Source organism: Trichococcus ilyis (assembly GCF_900109135.1).
Lineage (GTDB): Bacteria > Bacillota > Bacilli > Lactobacillales > Aerococcaceae > Trichococcus > Trichococcus ilyis.
The window spans coordinates 1-16,769 of sequence record NZ_FNYT01000040.1; the positions used below are offsets into that span (position 1 = coordinate 1).

General features: G+C 46.8%; 16 protein-coding genes. 2 read left to right on the forward strand and 14 right to left on the reverse strand.

What is annotated here, in order from left to right; genetic code table 11:
* Nucleotides 1-166: 166 nt before the first annotated feature.
* Together pgmB and BMX58_RS13480 are read right to left on the reverse strand one after the other, a co-directional pair.
* Nucleotides 167-832 carry a beta-phosphoglucomutase gene (gene pgmB, locus BMX58_RS13475; protein ID WP_068623525.1) on the reverse strand — a complete coding sequence of 222 codons (666 nt, stop codon included), beginning with the start codon at nucleotides 830-832 and terminating at the stop codon, nucleotides 167-169.
* A 384-nt stretch (nucleotides 833-1,216) separates the two neighbouring features.
* Nucleotides 1,217-1,582 carry a YccF domain-containing protein gene (locus BMX58_RS13480; protein ID WP_068623523.1) on the reverse strand — a complete coding sequence of 122 codons (366 nt, stop codon included), beginning with the start codon at nucleotides 1,580-1,582 and terminating at the stop codon, nucleotides 1,217-1,219.
* 183 nt (nucleotides 1,583-1,765) lie between these two features.
* On the opposite strand from BMX58_RS13480, the gene BMX58_RS14860 reads away from it, so the two are divergent.
* Entirely contained in the window at nucleotides 1,766-2,716 is a 951-nt protein-coding gene (locus BMX58_RS14860; protein WP_068623521.1) for an SEC-C metal-binding domain-containing protein, read from the forward strand.
* Between the two features lie 242 nt (nucleotides 2,717-2,958).
* On the opposite strand, the gene BMX58_RS13490 is transcribed toward BMX58_RS14860, so the two are convergent.
* The gene (locus BMX58_RS13490; RefSeq protein WP_068623519.1) at nucleotides 2,959-3,309 is read right to left on the reverse strand and encodes a winged helix-turn-helix transcriptional regulator; all 351 of its coding nucleotides are present in this window, start codon (nucleotides 3,307-3,309) and stop codon (nucleotides 2,959-2,961) included.
* A 135-nt stretch (nucleotides 3,310-3,444) separates the two neighbouring features.
* On the opposite strand from BMX58_RS13490, the gene BMX58_RS13495 reads away from it, so the two are divergent.
* On the forward strand, nucleotides 3,445-4,317 hold the full coding sequence (locus BMX58_RS13495) for an NmrA family NAD(P)-binding protein (protein ID WP_068623517.1): 873 nt from the start codon (nucleotides 3,445-3,447) through the stop codon (nucleotides 4,315-4,317).
* 679 nt (nucleotides 4,318-4,996) lie between these two features.
* On the opposite strand, the gene BMX58_RS13500 is transcribed toward BMX58_RS13495, so the two are convergent.
* From BMX58_RS13500 to BMX58_RS13550, 11 genes are all read right to left on the reverse strand, one after another.
* Entirely contained in the window at nucleotides 4,997-5,830 is an 834-nt protein-coding gene (locus BMX58_RS13500; RefSeq protein ID WP_068623515.1) for a PTS system mannose/fructose/sorbose family transporter subunit IID, read from the reverse strand.
* 1 nt (nucleotide 5,831) lies between these two features.
* Nucleotides 5,832-6,665: a PTS mannose/fructose/sorbose/N-acetylgalactosamine transporter subunit IIC gene (locus tag BMX58_RS13505; RefSeq protein WP_068623513.1), complete on the reverse strand. Its 834-nt coding sequence runs from the start codon at nucleotides 6,663-6,665 to the stop codon at nucleotides 5,832-5,834.
* 24 nt (nucleotides 6,666-6,689) lie between these two features.
* Nucleotides 6,690-7,184 carry a PTS sugar transporter subunit IIB gene (locus tag BMX58_RS13510; RefSeq protein ID WP_068623511.1) on the reverse strand — a complete coding sequence of 165 codons (495 nt, stop codon included), beginning with the start codon at nucleotides 7,182-7,184 and terminating at the stop codon, nucleotides 6,690-6,692.
* Between the two features lie 13 nt (nucleotides 7,185-7,197).
* Nucleotides 7,198-7,620: a PTS sugar transporter subunit IIA gene (locus BMX58_RS13515; RefSeq protein WP_068623509.1), complete on the reverse strand. Its 423-nt coding sequence runs from the start codon at nucleotides 7,618-7,620 to the stop codon at nucleotides 7,198-7,200.
* 446 nt (nucleotides 7,621-8,066) lie between these two features.
* The gene (locus BMX58_RS13520; RefSeq protein WP_068623614.1) at nucleotides 8,067-9,362 is read right to left on the reverse strand and encodes an ABC transporter substrate-binding protein; all 1,296 of its coding nucleotides are present in this window, start codon (nucleotides 9,360-9,362) and stop codon (nucleotides 8,067-8,069) included.
* Entirely contained in the window at nucleotides 9,355-10,035 is a 681-nt protein-coding gene (locus BMX58_RS13525) for a response regulator transcription factor (RefSeq protein WP_068623507.1), read from the reverse strand. The genes BMX58_RS13520 and BMX58_RS13525 overlap by 8 nt, the downstream gene beginning before the upstream one ends.
* Nucleotides 10,028-11,326 carry a sensor histidine kinase gene (locus BMX58_RS13530; protein ID WP_068623505.1) on the reverse strand — a complete coding sequence of 433 codons (1,299 nt, stop codon included), beginning with the start codon at nucleotides 11,324-11,326 and terminating at the stop codon, nucleotides 10,028-10,030. Before BMX58_RS13530 ends, BMX58_RS13525 begins: the two co-directional genes overlap by 8 nt.
* Entirely contained in the window at nucleotides 11,326-12,282 is a 957-nt protein-coding gene (locus BMX58_RS13535; protein ID WP_068623503.1) for a sugar ABC transporter substrate-binding protein, read from the reverse strand. Before BMX58_RS13535 ends, BMX58_RS13530 begins: the two co-directional genes overlap by 1 nt.
* Before the next feature lie 362 nt (nucleotides 12,283-12,644).
* Entirely contained in the window at nucleotides 12,645-15,290 is a 2,646-nt protein-coding gene (locus tag BMX58_RS13540; RefSeq protein WP_068623501.1) for a family 78 glycoside hydrolase catalytic domain, read from the reverse strand.
* Nucleotides 15,290-16,450, reverse strand: a complete 1,161-nt coding sequence (locus tag BMX58_RS13545) for an MFS transporter (protein ID WP_275425223.1) — start codon at nucleotides 16,448-16,450, stop codon at nucleotides 15,290-15,292. Before BMX58_RS13545 ends, BMX58_RS13540 begins: the two co-directional genes overlap by 1 nt.
* 7 nt (nucleotides 16,451-16,457) lie before the next feature.
* Nucleotides 16,458-16,769, reverse strand: a 312-nt coding sequence (locus tag BMX58_RS13550; protein ID WP_165605758.1) for a transposase, incomplete at its 5' end; no start/stop codon positions are given.

Genomic DNA, 16,769 nt, shown 5'->3' on the forward strand with positions numbered 1-16,769 from the left:
ATCGAGGCTGTCCTCCGACGAACAAGGGCTCGGCGGAGGTGAGAGTGTTGCGCTCGCCTCTGCTCCGGCGAAGACACCCCAGCAAACCCAAACCAAAAAAAGACATAAAAATAGACTTACCGCTTGGCAAGTCCACTTTTATCAATTTCTTAGAAGTTCTGATCCGTCATTTTTTGCTGTTTTCCCACGCTTCCTGCAAAACGGCAAGCGACAGATCGGCAGTGCTCGGCAGCACGCGGTCAGCCAGAGCCAAAACCTGCGCATCGCCCACCGCGACCGCCACGATGCCGGCCGATTTGATGGCTTCAACGCCGGAAGCCGCATCCTCGACTCCGACGCAATCAGCCGGATCGGCTCCAGCCAGTTGGGCGCCCGCCAGAAAAATGTCCGGTGCCGGTTTGCCCGCCGTGATGGTCGCCGGGTCGACGATGCCGTCGAAGTAGGCGCGCACCTGCAGCAGGTCGAGGATTCCCGGAGCGTTCTTGCTCGCGGAAGTCACGATCATTTTGATGCCGGCAGCCTTCAGTTCCTCCAGCAGCGGAATGATGCCCGGCAAAATGTCCGCCGGCGTCATTTCCTTGATCAGTTCCAGGTAATGCGCGTTCTTTTTGACGCACAGTTCGTCTTTTTCGGCCGAGGAATAGTTGTCCGCAACCCCGCCCTGCGCCAAAATCCGCTCCAGCGAATCGATGCGACTCACGCCCTTCAGCTCCTCGTTGAAGGCCTCATCCACCTCGATGCCCAGCTCCGCACCCAAATCGCGCCAAGCCAAAAAATGAAATTTCGCCGTATCGGTGATCACACCGTCCAAATCAAATAGTACCGCTTTCATGTCCCCATCCCTTTCGTCTGCATTTCGGCCATCGATTTTCTTTGGCTCAAATTTAGTTCAAAGCTTACGCAATAAAATTGGCCTTGTCAACGGATAAGCCAGAGAGTCAATTATTTTACACTCCGTCTCCCGGCTTACAGACGCCGTCCACGCTTATTCACCCGATCCGCAAATGATTTCGCTTTCATTAATGGAGTGGATGCACTTCCCATCTGCATTTCTGTGTCAGAAAAACCTTCACCATTAACGTTTGTTGCACATTCGCATCCAGTACTAAAAAAAATGGGAACTGATCTGTCTGCAGCAAGTCCGATAAAAACGGACCCCACAGCGCCAACCAATCCCCCGTGCAAACCGATAAATATATTTACAAAAACCCATCAACTAAACACGGTAGATTTCCGCCCCGAACGGGAACAATGCCAACTTGGCGTGCTTGAAGTGCTGCAGCCCGAACGGAATGCCGACGATCGTCAGACAGAACGCAATGCCCAGGATGACTTCTTCGGCGGCCAACGCCACACCACCCAACAGCATCCAGATGACATTGATCACGAAGGATGTGCCGCTCTCGCTGATGCGGATCTCCCGACCGAACGGAACCGCCGCCATCACCGCGAACTTGAAGCACTGCATGCCGATCGGGATCCCGACGATGGTCAAGCACCACAGAACACCGATCACGACCCAGGAAGCAAAGCTGATAAAACCGCCCAATACAAACCAAATCAGATTCATCAGAAAATTCATGGCCTTTCCCCTCTCTTTCCCTTACATTATAACGCTTAGGAAGCGGATAGGCATCGGACTAAGTACTGACTTTTAACCAAGCTGTTCGGAATGCATGCCCCGTCCTTCCTTGCCGGCCCTTCAAGTGCTAAAATAAGAACAACGCCTACTAATGATACCGGATTCATAAAGGAGCGATCGACCATGACAAAAATCGGCAGAAATGAACCTTGCCCTTGCGGCAGTGGCAAGAAATACAAGAATTGTTGTTTGGGTGAACCCGAGGAAACCCTACTTCTGAATCGTCTGCGGATTAATCTGGCAAAAATGTGGTCCTACGACAAAGTGAACGAGATGAGCGATTCGGAAATCATTTCCAAGCTCGAAAACTTGAACATTCCCTTCGATAAGGAACGTTTCTTGGCTGATATTCAAGTGTTTGATTCTGCCAACGAAATATCTGAGCAGTGGTTCGAAATTTATGATGTCCGCGCAGAAGGCTACGATGAGGATTTCCTCTTCTTTGCGGTATGGATATTATGGGAACGCTGGGCCAAAGAAGGACCTTGGCCTTTTGAGACCATCGGCGATTGGTTTGACAACGGTGTCCTTGCGGAGGGTGAAGGAAATTTTGCTGAAGCTTGCGATGCTTGGCTGATAGCCTGGGATGCCTTGAAGCCGCATCATCCAACTACAACCAAGTACCTGACTTACTTGGATGATCGTTGCAGCGGCGAGTTCTCAGTCAAATCCATTCTGTTGTCCCTTGGTTCCGACCTTCTGGATGCCGGAATGAAGGACCCCTCCTACCTCCGCAAGGCAATAACCTACTGCACTGAATTCCTTGCCTTGTTTTCGGATGAAGATGAAAATACGCTGATCAATCAGCGAAGAACCATCGCCGATGCCTATCTTTATTTGGATGACCTTAGCCGGGCGGAAGCTGAATATAAAAGCATCGTGCAGGATTATCCAATGAACGTATGGGGCTATGTCGGCTGGGGAGACATGTACTTCCTCCATGAACCAACCGAGGATTTGAATAAGGCAACGCAAATTTATGCGAGGGGCCTTGCCAAGATCGCGCTTGGTGCTGAAGACAGAGACGTTTTGGAAGACCGGCTGGATGATGTCCAGGATAACGATTCGGAATAATAAACAGGGGCTGCCGCGGTGAGACAGCCCCTGTTTTTGTTGGATTCTATGCTCTTCTCCGGCGAACGCAGGCTTCGCCGGAGTTCGCCCAACATTTCATCTCTGTCCTCCGATGAGGCTGGCTTCCTCGAAGTTAGGGCGTGAAATTACCGCTGTCCTCCGGGGAGCGGAGTTTAACCGGAGCTGACGACCCAATCCTGTCGCGCTCCTCCGGCCAACCAGCACCACCCAACTCCTTCAGCCTATTTCCCGGCCAGATTCTTTTTGCTCCACTCCCCCATGCTCTGCAGGATCGGGATGAAGCTCTGCCCCAATGGCGTCAGCGAGTATTCGACTTTGGGCGGGACTTCTTTGTAGACTTCCCGGTGAACCATGTTGTCTTCTTCCAACTCCCGCAGTTGTCGCGTCAAAATCCCTTTTGAAATATTCGGCAGCAGGCGTTGGAGTTCGTTGAACCTTCTTGTCTGCTCACCCAGATTCCACAAAATGATGATTTTCCATTTGCCTGCGATGATGTCCTGCGTCTGCGTGACGGGACAAACCGTCGCTTCCAATTTCTCGTCTGCGAGGTCCCCGAACCGACTTCTTGCCATGATAAACGCCTCTCTTTCACAATAGTCCTGTTTTTGTGACTAGGTTATATTAATGTGCCTACTTTCAAAAAAATACCTACTGCTATATTATTAGGTTACTTAAAAAAAGTAAACACAAAAAGGGAGAGATGACAAATGAAATTATTAGTGACTGGAGCAACAGGGAAATTTGGCACCAAAGTGATGGAGATTCTATTGAAGACTGTACCGGCCGAGCAACTGGCCGTCAGCGTCCGCAACCCGGAAAAGGCGGAAGCTTTACGGGCGCGCGGCGTGGACGTCCGCCAGGGGGATTTTGATCACCCGGAAAGCTTGGACACCGCTTTTGCAGGCGTCGACCGTTTGTTGCTCATTTCTGCGGATGGCGATAACGAAACAAGGATCCGCCAGCACGCCAATGCGGTGGCTGCAGCCGAACGCGCCGGCGTTTCCTTCATCGCCTATACCAGCTTGGCGAATGCACAGGAAAGCGAAAACTTATTCGCACCGACGCACCAGGCTACCGAAGCAGCCATCCTGAAAACGGGCATCTCCTATTCCTTCCTGCGCAACAACTGGTACCTGGAGAATGAAATTTCAGGCATCCAAGGTGTCTGGGCTGGCGCTCCTTGGGTGACTTCAGCAGCGGACGGCAAAGTCGGCTGGGCATTGCAACAGGATTTTGCCGAAGCCGCGGCGGCCGTCCTTGCTGGCGAGGGACATGAAAACACCATCTACGAACTGTCAGGCAAACCGCTGACTCAGGAAGAGCTGGCGTCGGCGCTTGGCGATGTGCTGGGCAAAGAGGTGCAGGTGCACCAGCTTGATGACGCTGCCTATGCCGAAGTCATGGCGGGCGCCGGTGTGCCGGATTTCGTGGTCCCGATCCTTGTCGAAATCCAAAAAAGCATCCGCGTAGGCTCGCTGGACGTCGCGAGCGATGATTTCGAAAAACTGCTCGGCCGCCCGGCAACGCCGATTACTGAAGGGCTGCGCCAAATCGTGGAAGGTCTCAAGCAAAACAATTGATTCCGACCAACACTCGGACCTACAGAATGTATGACTTCACTATCAGAACCAGGGGCTGCCTCGCAAGAGGCGGCTCCTGGTTTTTTTCTCCGGTGAACGCAGGCTTCGCCGGAGTTCGCCCCACATTCCATCTCCGTCCTCCGATGTGTCTGGCTTCGTCGAAGTTGAGGCCGAAAATTACCGCTGTCCTCCGGGGAGCGGACGCTTACCGGAGCTGACGACCCAGTCCCGTCGCGCTCCTCCGGCCACCAGGCACCATCTGCTCTCCTCCGGTGAACGCGGCTTCGCCGGAGTTCGCCCCACATTTCGTCTCCGTCCTCCGATGAGGCCGGCCTCGCCGAAGTTGAGGCCGAAAGTTACCGATGTCCTCCGGGGAGCGGACGCTTACCGGAGTTGACGACCCAGTCCCCCCGCGCTCCTCCGGTGAACCGGCACCATCTGCTCTTCTCCGGCGAACGCGGTCTCGCCGGAGTTCGCCCCACATTTCATCTCCGTCCTCCGATGAGGTTGGCCTCGTCGAAGTTGCGTCCGGAAGTTACCGTTCTTCTCCGGGGAGCGGACGCTTAACCGGAGCTGACGACCCACTCCTCCGCGCTCCTCCGGCCACCCGGCACCATCCGCTCTTTTCTCCGCAAAAAGAGCCGCCTCGCAAGAGACGGCCCCACACTAATTCTTTGGACTAATAAGTCAAGCCTGGGTTGAAGAATCCAAGCAGAACGCCGACAAATGCGACAACCACTAACAGCAACATCACTTTGATCGGTGACATATTCTTTTTGGACAACAAGTACCAGCAGCCTACCACAAAGGTGGCAGTCAACAAACCAGGGTATACTGCATCAAATTTTTCCTGCAGGGTCAAGAAGGCAATGCCATCTTCTCCGACTAACGTGAAGGAAGTTTTGACGCTTATCCAAGTCGCAGCAACAGCGCCGATGACCATTCCGCCCAACAAAGTGATGGATTCACGCAATGCCAATCCTTGCGGTCCGACCAGGAAATCGACAGCTTTGCCGCCCAATTCAAACCCTTTGAAATAAAGCAATTTCATGCCGAAGTAGGCGATGAGGTTCCACACGATCATGTAGAAGATCGCTCCCAGCGGTGAACCATCAGTGGACAGCCCCAGTGCGACACCCAGCAGAATAGGGATCAACGTTCCGACAATCAGGGAATCGCCGATACCCGCCAAAGGTCCCATCAAACCAGCCCGCAGACCATTGATGGTTTCATCATCAACATCCGCTGCCCCGTTGGCACGCGCCTTTTCCAAGCCGGCGGTGATACCGACCACCACTGTACCGATTTGCGGCTCCGTGTTGAAGAAGGCAGTATATGTTTTCATCGATTTTTCTTGATCTTCTTTTTTGTCATACAGTTCTTCGACGATCGGTAACATCGAGCAAAGATAGCCGAATGTTTGCATGTGCTCTTGCGAGAAACAAGTCAGGTTTCCGTAGTACCAATTGTGGAAAGATTTATTTAACGCTTTTTTGCTTACCTCTTTTTCCATATTATATGTCCTCCTCTTCGTCGCCGCTCACCGCTACCGTTTTTTGCAATGACAACATTTTGATGCGATAGTTGAATAATGCAAACATAGCTGCGACTACCGTTGCTGAAACCAAGTTGATCCCCAATGAAGCAGCCAAAGTAAAGCCGAAGAAGAATGGAATAAAGTCTACCGCTTTAGTAACAATTTGTTTCAACAGAATCGCAATCCCGACGCAGGGAAGCAACGATCCGACCGTAAACAATGTTTTCATCGCCAAGCCATCCATCGGCAAGGTTGTTTTGATCATTTCTACAACATCTGCACCTAATTTACACATGATCAAGGTTGGGATAAACGAGAAGAAGAAATGGGAAATCCAAGGCAAGCCCATGTTGACTGCATACAGCTTCTGGAATTCGCCTTTTTCCACCGCTTTCCACCCAATGTGTTGCCACGCCAAGTTAGCCGTTGCCGTTCCATAAAACAAGACGGTACCCAACGTTCCGACCATTGTACCGAATGATGTAGCCAAAGCTGCACCTTCAATGCTGGCAGCCGTCAAGCCATAGCTTTTCAACGCTACCATCGCAAGCGGAATACCGATATAACTGACTGCGCGGACGTCAGCCGAGACCGTTCCGCCTGGAGTTACCAATGCGATATAGACAATCTGCATCGCTGCCCCTACCAAAATACCCGTTTGGATATCGCCTAAAATAATACCGGCTACCAAACCACCGATTAACGGACGACCTAATGTATAATTGCCGAATGATGTACCGCCCAAACCAGGCATACTTGATAAGCACGCGAACAGCCCTAGTATAGCTGCTTGAATCCAACTGATTGTCATAACTTCTTTCTCCCCTTTTATTTTTTATTTAAATCCAAATTTGCTTCTGAAGTTTTCCCATGTCCCGATCGAAACATCAGGCAACAAAGCAAATTTGATTTTATAACCAGCTTGATACATCGCTTCAAAAGCTTCTGCTTCTGCTTGTGTGATCGATTGGTTGTTCCCTAATTTAGTGGTGCCTTCACGGTCATTGCACGGCCCTACGACCACGGTATCGATGCCGGGTTTGAATTTCTGGTCCACCAAAATCTTTTTCATATCCAATGGATCTTTGGTGATCAGGAAATATTGATCTTTGCTGTCCAATACTTTTTGATTTTTTTGTTGCCATTCCTCATTGGTCCAAATGAACGTTTTTAAACCACTGGCACTCTTATAGGCCGCTTTTAAAACGTCACTCTGGGCTGCTTTGTCGTTTACGGCAACTAGCCCATCACAAGGGAACTCTCTAGCCCAACGCGTGCACGTTTGACCATGGATCATGCGGTCATCAATCCGGATAAATGATATTGTCATTTTCTTTCCTCCTCTAAATTTCCTCGTCTTCAGCTGTTTCCAGTTTGAATTCCTGCAATGCCGTTCTTGCTTCGGCTAACACGGTGTCAGCAAATGTTTCTTTATCTGCGGTGTCCTTCATCAGAACCGCAGTCAAGGCTAACGGCAAGTTCATGCCCCCCATAGTGATTGTAGAGGCGAGTTTGCCTGCATTTGCCAGAACATTTAATGCCGTCGTCAAAGGTGAACCCCCGACAATATCCGCAAGCAGGATGATCTCATCCTCATCCGTAATCGCTTGGATACATTCCTTGAACATCCCAGCAAACTCATCTGCTGTTTTTCCATCGGGCAACCCGACTGCCAGGACATCCTCGCGTTTGCCGGCCAGCATATCCAATGATGTTTTCAAGCCGGCCGCAAATTCGCCATGGCTTACCAGAACCACATATTTCACACTGTTTTCCTCCATCTCGTCATATCAATTTACCTCTATAGAATAGCACCCACTGAAGCGCTTGCACTGTGTCAAGTGTCAACACATTCAGGTGACTTTTGGCACAAAATAATAAAAATTGTTTGGCGGCAGCATTGCCCGGTCCAGGGGCCGAGTTCGACGGTGATATTCCCCGCCAAACTGGCTTTTGCGGGGAATATCGGGTTGTCCGCGGGCGTTTTAGCCCGCCAAATTTGGTTTGGCGGGGCATCTCGCGTTGCCCTTGAACATTCTGCCCCGCCGAAGGGGTTTTGGCGGGGAATCTCTGCGCGCAAATTCATTTTCCACACAAAAAAGGCTGTATCACAGCCAGAAAATCCCGTTCTGGTTGTGATACAGCCTGCTATTCATATTGCGGATGCGGTATTTGACAGTCCGCATCATCCGAATGACATTTGTCATGCCGCTTATTTCAATTGGTTGTCGATCTCTCTTTCGATGTCCACGAGCTGATCATCAATTTTGTTCTCATTCAGCGCATTCGTGATCAGATAATCGCATCTTTCGATGACATTGTTGTACTTTTTGAATTTCGGTTCGATGACCGCATTCTCCATGATGGCATCCAGCACGTCTTGCTTCAGGGAATAATTGTTCAGGGCATCCTGATCCAACAGCGCTTTAGTGCTGTCGCTTGCCATCACGCTCTTCAAGGCCGAAGCCCCTTGCGAATTTTCAAACAATTCCTGCTGGATCTCCTGATCGATGGTCAATGTTTCCAGGAACTCGAAAGCCAATTGGCGCTGGGTCGTTTTGGAATTGATGGCGATCAAGGAGGTGGCGATCTGGGAAGTCTTTTGATTGTCGGTTGTCCCGGGCATCGCCAAGCAGCTCCATTTGAACGTGGAATACTTGCTGACGCGGTAAGGATAAGGCTGGTACGTACGGTATTGCGCAAAGGTCAACGGGCAAAAAGCGACATTGCCTTTGTCGAAGTCCTCCGAAGACACTTGGTAGCCGCCATTCAGATCCTTCAGCTTTTGGATATAGGACAAGGCTTCCCTTACATCGCTCCGGTTCAAATTGCTTGTCGCACCTTCATCATCAAACAAACGGATCCCATAACCATTAACGGCATCTTGCCATTCGAAACCATAAGAGCCATATTGGTCGATTGTGCCGTCCCCGTTGGTGTCTTTCGTCACCTGGGCGCATATTTGATAAAATTGCTCGATGGTCCAATTGCCCTCAGGCACAGCGATGCCTTCCCTTTCCAGCAGATCCCGGTTCACGCACATCATGGTCGGGTTGATTTCGTACGGCAAGGCATATTGCGTACTCTGGTAACTGCCCGAGCTAAGAGCGCTTTCATAAAAAATGTCCGTACTTATTTCATTTTCGCCAATCAAATCATCCAACGGCAACAGCGCCCCCAGAGAAGACAAGCGATTGAAGTCTTCCGACAGAACCATAAATACATCCGGTTGCTCCCCATCAGCGATATCGGAAGCCAGCCAGGCCGAATAATCCTGTTTCAGAATGCCGCTTTTATATTCTATGGTCACATTAGGATGCGCCTTCTCGAATTTCGCGATTGCGTCGTCGATCACCTTGTAGCTTTCCGCATTGTAGACATCCCAATTGCTGCCGGTGAACATCCCCAGCGTGAGCGTGATTTCCCTTTGCGCGCGGCCGATAAACAGCCCGATCAGCAACAGACTGCAGCCGATCAAAGCGAGCAGCAGCTTTTTCGTTTTAGTCATCCGCATCGCCCAAATCCCGTGTGGTCTGACCCGTCTGGACCGCCCAAATGGCCAGTTGCGTCCGGTCCCTCAGATCCAGTTTCGAGAGGATGTTGCTTAGGTAATTGCGGACCGTCCCTTCCGACAAGAACAGCTTTTGCGCGATTTCCTTATTGGACAGGCCGAACCCCACCTGCTGGATCACGCGCATTTCGCGGTTGGATATTTCGGCAGCGTTGCGGTCATCCACTTGGATCGCATAATTGCTGGTCGCCATCTGCGAAAATTTCTTGAACACTTTCGTCGCGATGTCCGGGTTGATCATCGCTCCCCCGTTCACAACGGTCAGGATGGCCTGGTGCAGACCATCCATGCTGACGCCTTTCAGCAGATAGCCGCTGGCGCCATATTTCAAAGCACTGAATACAAATTCATTGTCATCAAAAGTGGTCAGGATAATGATCTTGATATCCGGATACTGTTCCTTGACCATCTTGGTGCAGTATACGCCATCCATTTTCGGCATTCGGATGTCCATCAGAATCAGATCAGGACGGCTTTTTTTGATGCTTTCCAGCACTTCAAAACCATCCGCTACAGTCGAAACCACTTCAAGATCGGGCTTGGTCGACAAGACAATTTCCAAGGACTGTCTTATCAACTCTTGATCATCGGCAATCATTACTTTAATCATAATTTGCTCCTTTTTCGATCGGTATTTGTATGGCTGTCCTGAAGCCGTTCTCCCCGGAAAAATTGATCGTACCATTCAAAATCGATACCCGTTCCCGCATCTGCTTCAAACCGTAGCCATATTTGATGCTTTCACAACCCGTGCCGTTGTCCTGGATGATGATGATGTACTCGTCATCATGGACGAATAGATTGACTTCGATCTCTGAGGCATGCCCATGCCGCAAAGAATTCGTGATGGACTCTTGGATCATCCTGAAAATGATGTCCTCTTTCGTGTTGTCCATGTCCACCTTGTCCCAATTGTAATGGAGGTCTATTTTCAGATTGGACACGCCTTCATATTCGGAAATCATTTTCGTCAAACCGTCTTTCAGCGTGCTGTCCTCTAGAGCGCCTGGACGCAACTTGTACAAGGAACGCCGCACATCTTTGATCCCGACCCGGACGACGTCGCTGACCAGCAGCAATTGCTTTTTTGCCTTTTCCGGATCAATATCGATCAGGGCGATGCAGGCATCCACGCCAGCCGATATGCCGGTCAAAGCATGGCCGAGCGTATCGTGTATTTCCCTGGAGATCCGCTTGCGTTCATTGTCTTCGCCGATTTTTTCGGTCAGGTTGGCGTAATTCTTCAATTCTACGTTCACCCGCGAGACCATCGCCAATTGTTCCCCGACACGCTGCTTTTCCCTTTGTTGGACGAACAGATAGGTCGCCAGAAAAGAAATGAAGCCTACTATGTTCAGGGAAGCCAGGATGTTCCTGAAAAACAAGATCAGCGTGCGGGCGCCGCTTGGATAAAAATTGATGTACGTTTCGATGGACGGCATTCTGACCAGGATCGAAAGGATGTCATAATCGGAGATGATCAGCAGGCCGAAGCTGATGACCAACAGTGCCGGCCAATATTTGATGTTTTTCGTATTATAGAGAATATCCGCGAACACCAGCAAAACAATGCCGTTGTAGCTGCCGTTCAAAACGATGATTAGCGTAATCATGGCCACAACTTCCAAATAGATCAGCCAATAAACGATGTAACTGTCTTTCGTGCGGAAGTACATGCTGGCCAGCAACACAAGAAACAAAAGGATCGCTTCAAAAAAAGTCTTTTCCGGCGCGGTAGGCACATAGGACAAATTATCCAAAAAAGCCGACGCGTACCCATGGGCCTGCAAATATTTTGTCGAAAGCAAAAAAATCGAAGCATTGAACAAAACGATAATGAAATTCAGCAGCAGCAAGGCATTATGCAGAAAACTGATGTGCTTGGCCCCTAAATTTATCATCACTGCCACCTCGAAATATCATATTCGCCGATGTTGTTCTTGGTGATTAAGGCGACCGGCACGACAATCGACTTTTCGTGCGCTTGCTCATTCACGATTGCATAGGCCGCTTCGATCGCCTTGGCGCCCATCGTGCTCGGCGATTGCGCTGCCGTTCCTTGGACCTCATTGCTGTCGATCAACAGTTTTTTCATATCCGGGGAACCGTCGACACCGTAAACCAGCACTTTATGAGCGATCTGTTTATCCTTGATCGCCGCCAAAGCGCCCAACGCACTCGGGTCATTCAGGGCCATCACAACATCGAATTCGATTTCTTTATCGATGATATCCATCAACACGGGCATCGCAACTTCCGTTTGGCCCAGACACTCTTCCTTTGCAACCACTGTGTAATTCTCATTATACTTGATGGTGTCCAGAAACCCATTGATCCGATCGACGGACGATAAGGCTGCGCTGTGCTGCAAAAGCACGATCTTCGCCGAAGCCAGATTGCGCATCATGTCCTTGGCGCATTGCACGCCCGCATCGTAATTATTGGACAAAACCGTCGTATCCGCGATCGTGTCATCATCGAGCTGCGCATCAATGACGATGATCTTGATGCCTTTCTCCTTGGCTCTTTTCAAGGAGTCGTTCACTTTGGAATAATCAACGGGATTGATGATCAGGACATCAATTCCGAGCTCCATCAAATCGTCGATCTGCTCGTTTTGCTTCGCGGCATCCAAAGCCGGATCACGGGTGTACAAAATATCCCCACGATCATTGATTTGTTTTTCGATTTCATCAGTTATGGCTTTATAAAAGCTGTTATTCATCGTCATGTAGGTAGCGCCAAAAATGATTTTGTCGCTGTCGTACCGGACAAATTTGTAATTGTAATAGATTGCGGAAACTGCGATGACACAAACAGAGACTATCATAACCATCATTTTGTTTACTTTTGGCATCCTATCATCACTCCCACCTCACAGTTTATAGACTTTTGTCACATATGTAAATTGACAAAAGTCATATTATCAAAGCGAGCAACCCCATTTGTACACTGCTTCCGCATGGGAAGGGGCTTAAGTTGAAAGTTGGGATCATAACAGAAAACTTGTCCTTTGGAGTAGCATTAAAAGGATTGCAGCAAGTCTAGGCCAACTGCAAATAAGCCCTACTACCTACGATATGATAGCCATATTGTAGGCAACAGGGTTATTCGTATTGCAGTGTATACCTGATTATTTGGCGCTTACGAATGCAAAAACGATGAACCCGTTGAAATCTGGGCTCATCGTTTTTATTTCATTAGGCATAATCTTATTGCTTACTTATAAGTAATTTCTAGCTCCTTTGTTTGAAAATTACTAACGTGATTAAAATTATGGGTAATATTTTCAAAAACTTGGTCATGAATAAAAATATCTGCACTGACATTAGGTGGCAATTCCACAGACAAAGTAACTTCATCAGCTACAATTTCCCAAAACACTTTAATCGGTCCCCAGATTGAGTCAAATTGACCCTCGGCATATCGTAACCCCGAAGTAAAATCAGGCTTAATAACGACATTTTTAAACCCTACTCCTCTTTGATCAATTCCCAAAATCGTTCTAAACAGATACTCACCAACACATCCGAAAGCAAAGTGATTCATTGAATCGGCTTTTGGTACACCGTTTTCCGAATACGCGTCCCAAACTTCCCATATTGTTGTAGCTCCCATCTTTATTTCATAAAGCCAAGAAGGACACTTGTCTTGGAATAAAAGTCGATGAGCAAGTTCAAGTTCACCCAATTTTTGTAAAACGGGCAAAAGATATGGAACTGAGAGGAAGCCGGTATCCAAACGATCCCCGTTATTAACAATCAATTCTTTCAAACGTGCAACACTTTTTTTCTTTAAACTTTCGGGAATAGTTTCTGTGGCTAAGGCTAGAATATATACACCTTGATAATCGCTAGTCATTGTCCCATCTGTATTCATGTATTCCTGAACGAAGGCATCTTTCACATTTTGATTTAATTCTTGATAGTATCTTTGCTCTTTTAATTTTCCGATTACTCCACAAATTTTGCTCATCAAGTCAGTACTCATAACCACCATTAATGTTGCTACTTCATTTCCAGTAATGTTGGCACTCTCATGGCCCGCACTTGGCATTAACCAATCCCCAAATTGAAAATCGGTATTCCACAAATATTTTTGGTAGGCTTGTTTTTCTGGACTCATTTCATTGTAGTTTTCTGGGAGAAGGCTTAATCTGTTCTCGACAGACTTCATGTAACGAGACATCATATCATAGCAATCATCCAAAATTTTGATATCACCATAGAATTCATACAAACGCCAAGGAACAATGATTGCTGCATCAGACCAGCCTGCAGTATTCACTGCATCTTCGCCCTCCGGTTTCATATAGTCATGTGATGGCGGACAAGGAATAACTTGAGGAATTTGGCCGTCTTCATGTTGCTCGTTCTTCATATCTTCTAGCCAATGCCATAAAAATTGCTCAACATCCATTTCATAACAAGCTGTTGGAGCATACACTTGCATGTCTCCTGTCCACCCAGTTCTTTCACGTTGCGGACAATCTGTGGGAATGCTGATCATATTCCCTTCTTGAGAACGAATAATATTTTCTTGTAATTTATTCAGTCGCTCATCAGAGGTTCGGAAAAATCCTGTGCGCTTCATTGGTGTGGCAATGACATGAATCAAATAATGTTCCGGATCACAATCCATCGTTCCCTCGATCTTTACATATCTAAATCCATGGAAAGTTAAACTTGCTTTCCATGAGTGTGCACCATCTTGACCGCTCTCATAATAATCTTTTTGCTCCTTATTTTGGCCTAGAATGTTTTGCAGGAAATTTCCATTCTCGTCCAAAGTCTCGCTGTGCTCAAGAGAAACAATATTATTTTTTGCCAGTAAAAGATTATTAAACGATGTATAACCAACAATGACTTCTCCAGCATCCAAGACTAGTTCCCCTTTTGGGGTCCGTATGATTGTTGGTCGAATCGTTCTGCTTTCAATAATTTCTGGGATTGTTTGCAAGGTTAATTCTGAATAACCATATTGTTTTATTACAGGTTTTTCCCAACGAGAGTCATCAAAACCTGGTTCTAGCCATTTTTGTAATTCATCTGCTTGCTTATAATATTCACCTACATATAAATCAGCATATTTTTGAGGGCCTTGATCTGTCCACCTGAAAGAGTCATCGGTAAAAATACTGCTTTTGGAACCATCGGAATAGTTCAATTTCAATTCAGAAATAATCGAATTCTCCGTTCCATATTGTTGCCCTACTCCGATATATTCAATTTTCCCAGTATACCAACCATCTGCTAAAACTAAGCCGATTACATTTTTCCCTACATTCAAAAAGTTCGCGACTGAAGCTACTTGATAGTCAATGTGTTTTTGATAGGAAGTGTAACCTGGAGCAAACAGGGACGAAACTTTATGATTGTTAATCCAAACCTCGTAAATACCACGTGCACTCATGTATATTAATGCTTCCATAGGTAGCTGCTTAAGCTCAAACTCTTTTCTGAAATATATCGGTGCATCCAGTCTTTCAATCGGATCTTTTTCAAATTTTTTCACTTCCCAGGCTTTCTTCTTATCAATCAATGGTTTTCTATTACGTTCTGGTTCAAGCCATTGCGCTTGCCAATCACTAATAGGTGAAAAAAATTCTGGTCCTCTAGCTGTCAGTAAGCTTCCATCACGCTGTTCAACAACAAGATTCCAAAATAGTTTTTTCTCAGCCGGAAAGCTTGGTGCCAATATATTGTGCCTCTCCTCTGAAATAACCTTACCACTATCCCAAAGTAAATTATTTTGAGCATCATTTACCTCAATTTGATACGAGACTTGATCTATTGTGCCTGCTAATTTCCAAGAAAATCGTACCTCGATTCCAGAAACAACTTTTAAATCGTATAATTTTGTCATCATAAATCTCCTTTAATAGCTAATTTGTTGCGGGCTTCTAAATCATTGCTTATAGTGTCCATCATTTTATTATCGATCTTGTAAAAGAGTAAAACGATTACTGACAATAAGGTCAGACCTGCCGGAATAATATTGACTAAAACGTCAATGCCGTTGATCGTACTGACAGATTGAGTCGCATTAGCAACATATCCAGTTGCAGAAAGTAACAAAACACCAATGGAACCAGTAAGTGCAGTAGCAGCACTAACTGCAAGCATTAAAGTAGATACAGATAGTCCTTCATTTCTAACCTTAAACTTCCAATCACCATACTCAATGCAATCTGACATCATACCAAATGTGATATTTGCCGAAGCATTTGTAAAGCCGATTACCGCACTCAATCCAATCAAAATGAACGTATTTGAAACCGGTAAAATAAACAATAAAACCATACAAATAATTTGCGCAAAGTTGTTATAGAGCATATACATTTTTTTTCCGAATAATTTAGTGCCTATTGGCAAAGCCATAGAACCAGCTAGTTGCATAAAAGTCATGATTGTCATAATTGGGGCAACCATTGTATATGAACCAACTACATAAATGATATAGTAGGCTAACATTGACATTCTAAGCATAGTGGCCATCGCTCCGAAGAACGTTGTCAGAACAACTATTAATAACATTTTATTTTGTCCAAGCAGCTTAATTGATTCCCCTATTGACTGTTTTTGTTTTACAGCATGCCCATAGGATTTAACCTCAACGATTTCTTTACACTTCCAGCCACACAACATCAGCATAGGAATCATTGCGATGGAACAAACAACTGTCGTCCAGAAAAAACCCGTTGCATTCGCTGTATCGCTTTTACCAAAAAAGAGGATCATTGGCATCGCTACCGCTGATAAAATCATGCTGATTATTGATGAACCAACTGATCGAGCAGATGAATAATTCATTCTGACTTGAGAATCCTTAGCGATAACATTTACTAAAGCACTGTACGCATTACTGATTGCTGTATATAAAGTACCAACAGCCATGTAACAAACCAGACATACAACAATTTTTAATAAGCCTGTTAAGGGAAACACTGTAAATGTCATTACGTTGAAAATCCCTAAGAAAACTGGTAAAAATAATAAATAATGTCTGCTGAATAAATCCCTAATTGTTAGCTTACGGGATTACCAAGGGTTCCATTCTTGGTAATCTCATCCATCGGATGATAGTCAAAAAAATGCGCAATGAAACCTTGGACAGGTTCATTGTAAGGATGGATAAAGCAATCACACATAGACTGGTCTCTTCAAGGCGTGTTCGAATAAGCCTGAGCCCGTACTTTCTTTTCGCCAGGCTGAAGCCTCTTTCGACCTCCACTCGATTGCAGTTATCGATGTATTCTTGTTTTTTGTCTACTTTTTGATCCTTCTTGGGCCTGCCGAGCGACGGTCCAGATAAGCGAATGCCTAATTGTTTGCAGTAGCTTAA

What these genes read in the sequence shown, in the direction of transcription:
- pgmB (WP_068623525.1), bottom strand. Translation starts at nt 832, where the DNA reads ATGAAAGCGGTACTATTTGATTTGGACGGTGTGATCACCGATACGGCG.
- BMX58_RS13480 (WP_068623523.1), bottom strand. Translation starts at nt 1,582, where the DNA reads ATGAATTTTCTGATGAATCTGATTTGGTTTGTATTGGGCGGTTTTATC.
- BMX58_RS14860 (WP_068623521.1), top strand. Translation starts at nt 1,766, where the DNA reads ATGACAAAAATCGGCAGAAATGAACCTTGCCCTTGCGGCAGTGGCAAG.
- BMX58_RS13490 (WP_068623519.1), bottom strand. Translation starts at nt 3,309, where the DNA reads ATGGCAAGAAGTCGGTTCGGGGACCTCGCAGACGAGAAATTGGAAGCG.
- BMX58_RS13495 (WP_068623517.1), top strand. Translation starts at nt 3,445, where the DNA reads ATGAAATTATTAGTGACTGGAGCAACAGGGAAATTTGGCACCAAAGTG.
- BMX58_RS13500 (WP_068623515.1), bottom strand. Translation starts at nt 5,830, where the DNA reads ATGGAAAAAGAGGTAAGCAAAAAAGCGTTAAATAAATCTTTCCACAAT.
- BMX58_RS13505 (WP_068623513.1), bottom strand. Translation starts at nt 6,665, where the DNA reads ATGACAATCAGTTGGATTCAAGCAGCTATACTAGGGCTGTTCGCGTGC.
- BMX58_RS13510 (WP_068623511.1), bottom strand. Translation starts at nt 7,184, where the DNA reads ATGACAATATCATTTATCCGGATTGATGACCGCATGATCCATGGTCAA.
- BMX58_RS13520 (WP_068623614.1), bottom strand. Translation starts at nt 9,362, where the DNA reads ATGACTAAAACGAAAAAGCTGCTGCTCGCTTTGATCGGCTGCAGTCTG.
- BMX58_RS13525 (WP_068623507.1), bottom strand. Translation starts at nt 10,035, where the DNA reads ATGATTAAAGTAATGATTGCCGATGATCAAGAGTTGATAAGACAGTCC.
- BMX58_RS13530 (WP_068623505.1), bottom strand. Translation starts at nt 11,326, where the DNA reads ATGATAAATTTAGGGGCCAAGCACATCAGTTTTCTGCATAATGCCTTG.
- BMX58_RS13535 (WP_068623503.1), bottom strand. Translation starts at nt 12,282, where the DNA reads ATGCCAAAAGTAAACAAAATGATGGTTATGATAGTCTCTGTTTGTGTC.
- BMX58_RS13540 (WP_068623501.1), bottom strand. Translation starts at nt 15,290, where the DNA reads ATGACAAAATTATACGATTTAAAAGTTGTTTCTGGAATCGAGGTACGA.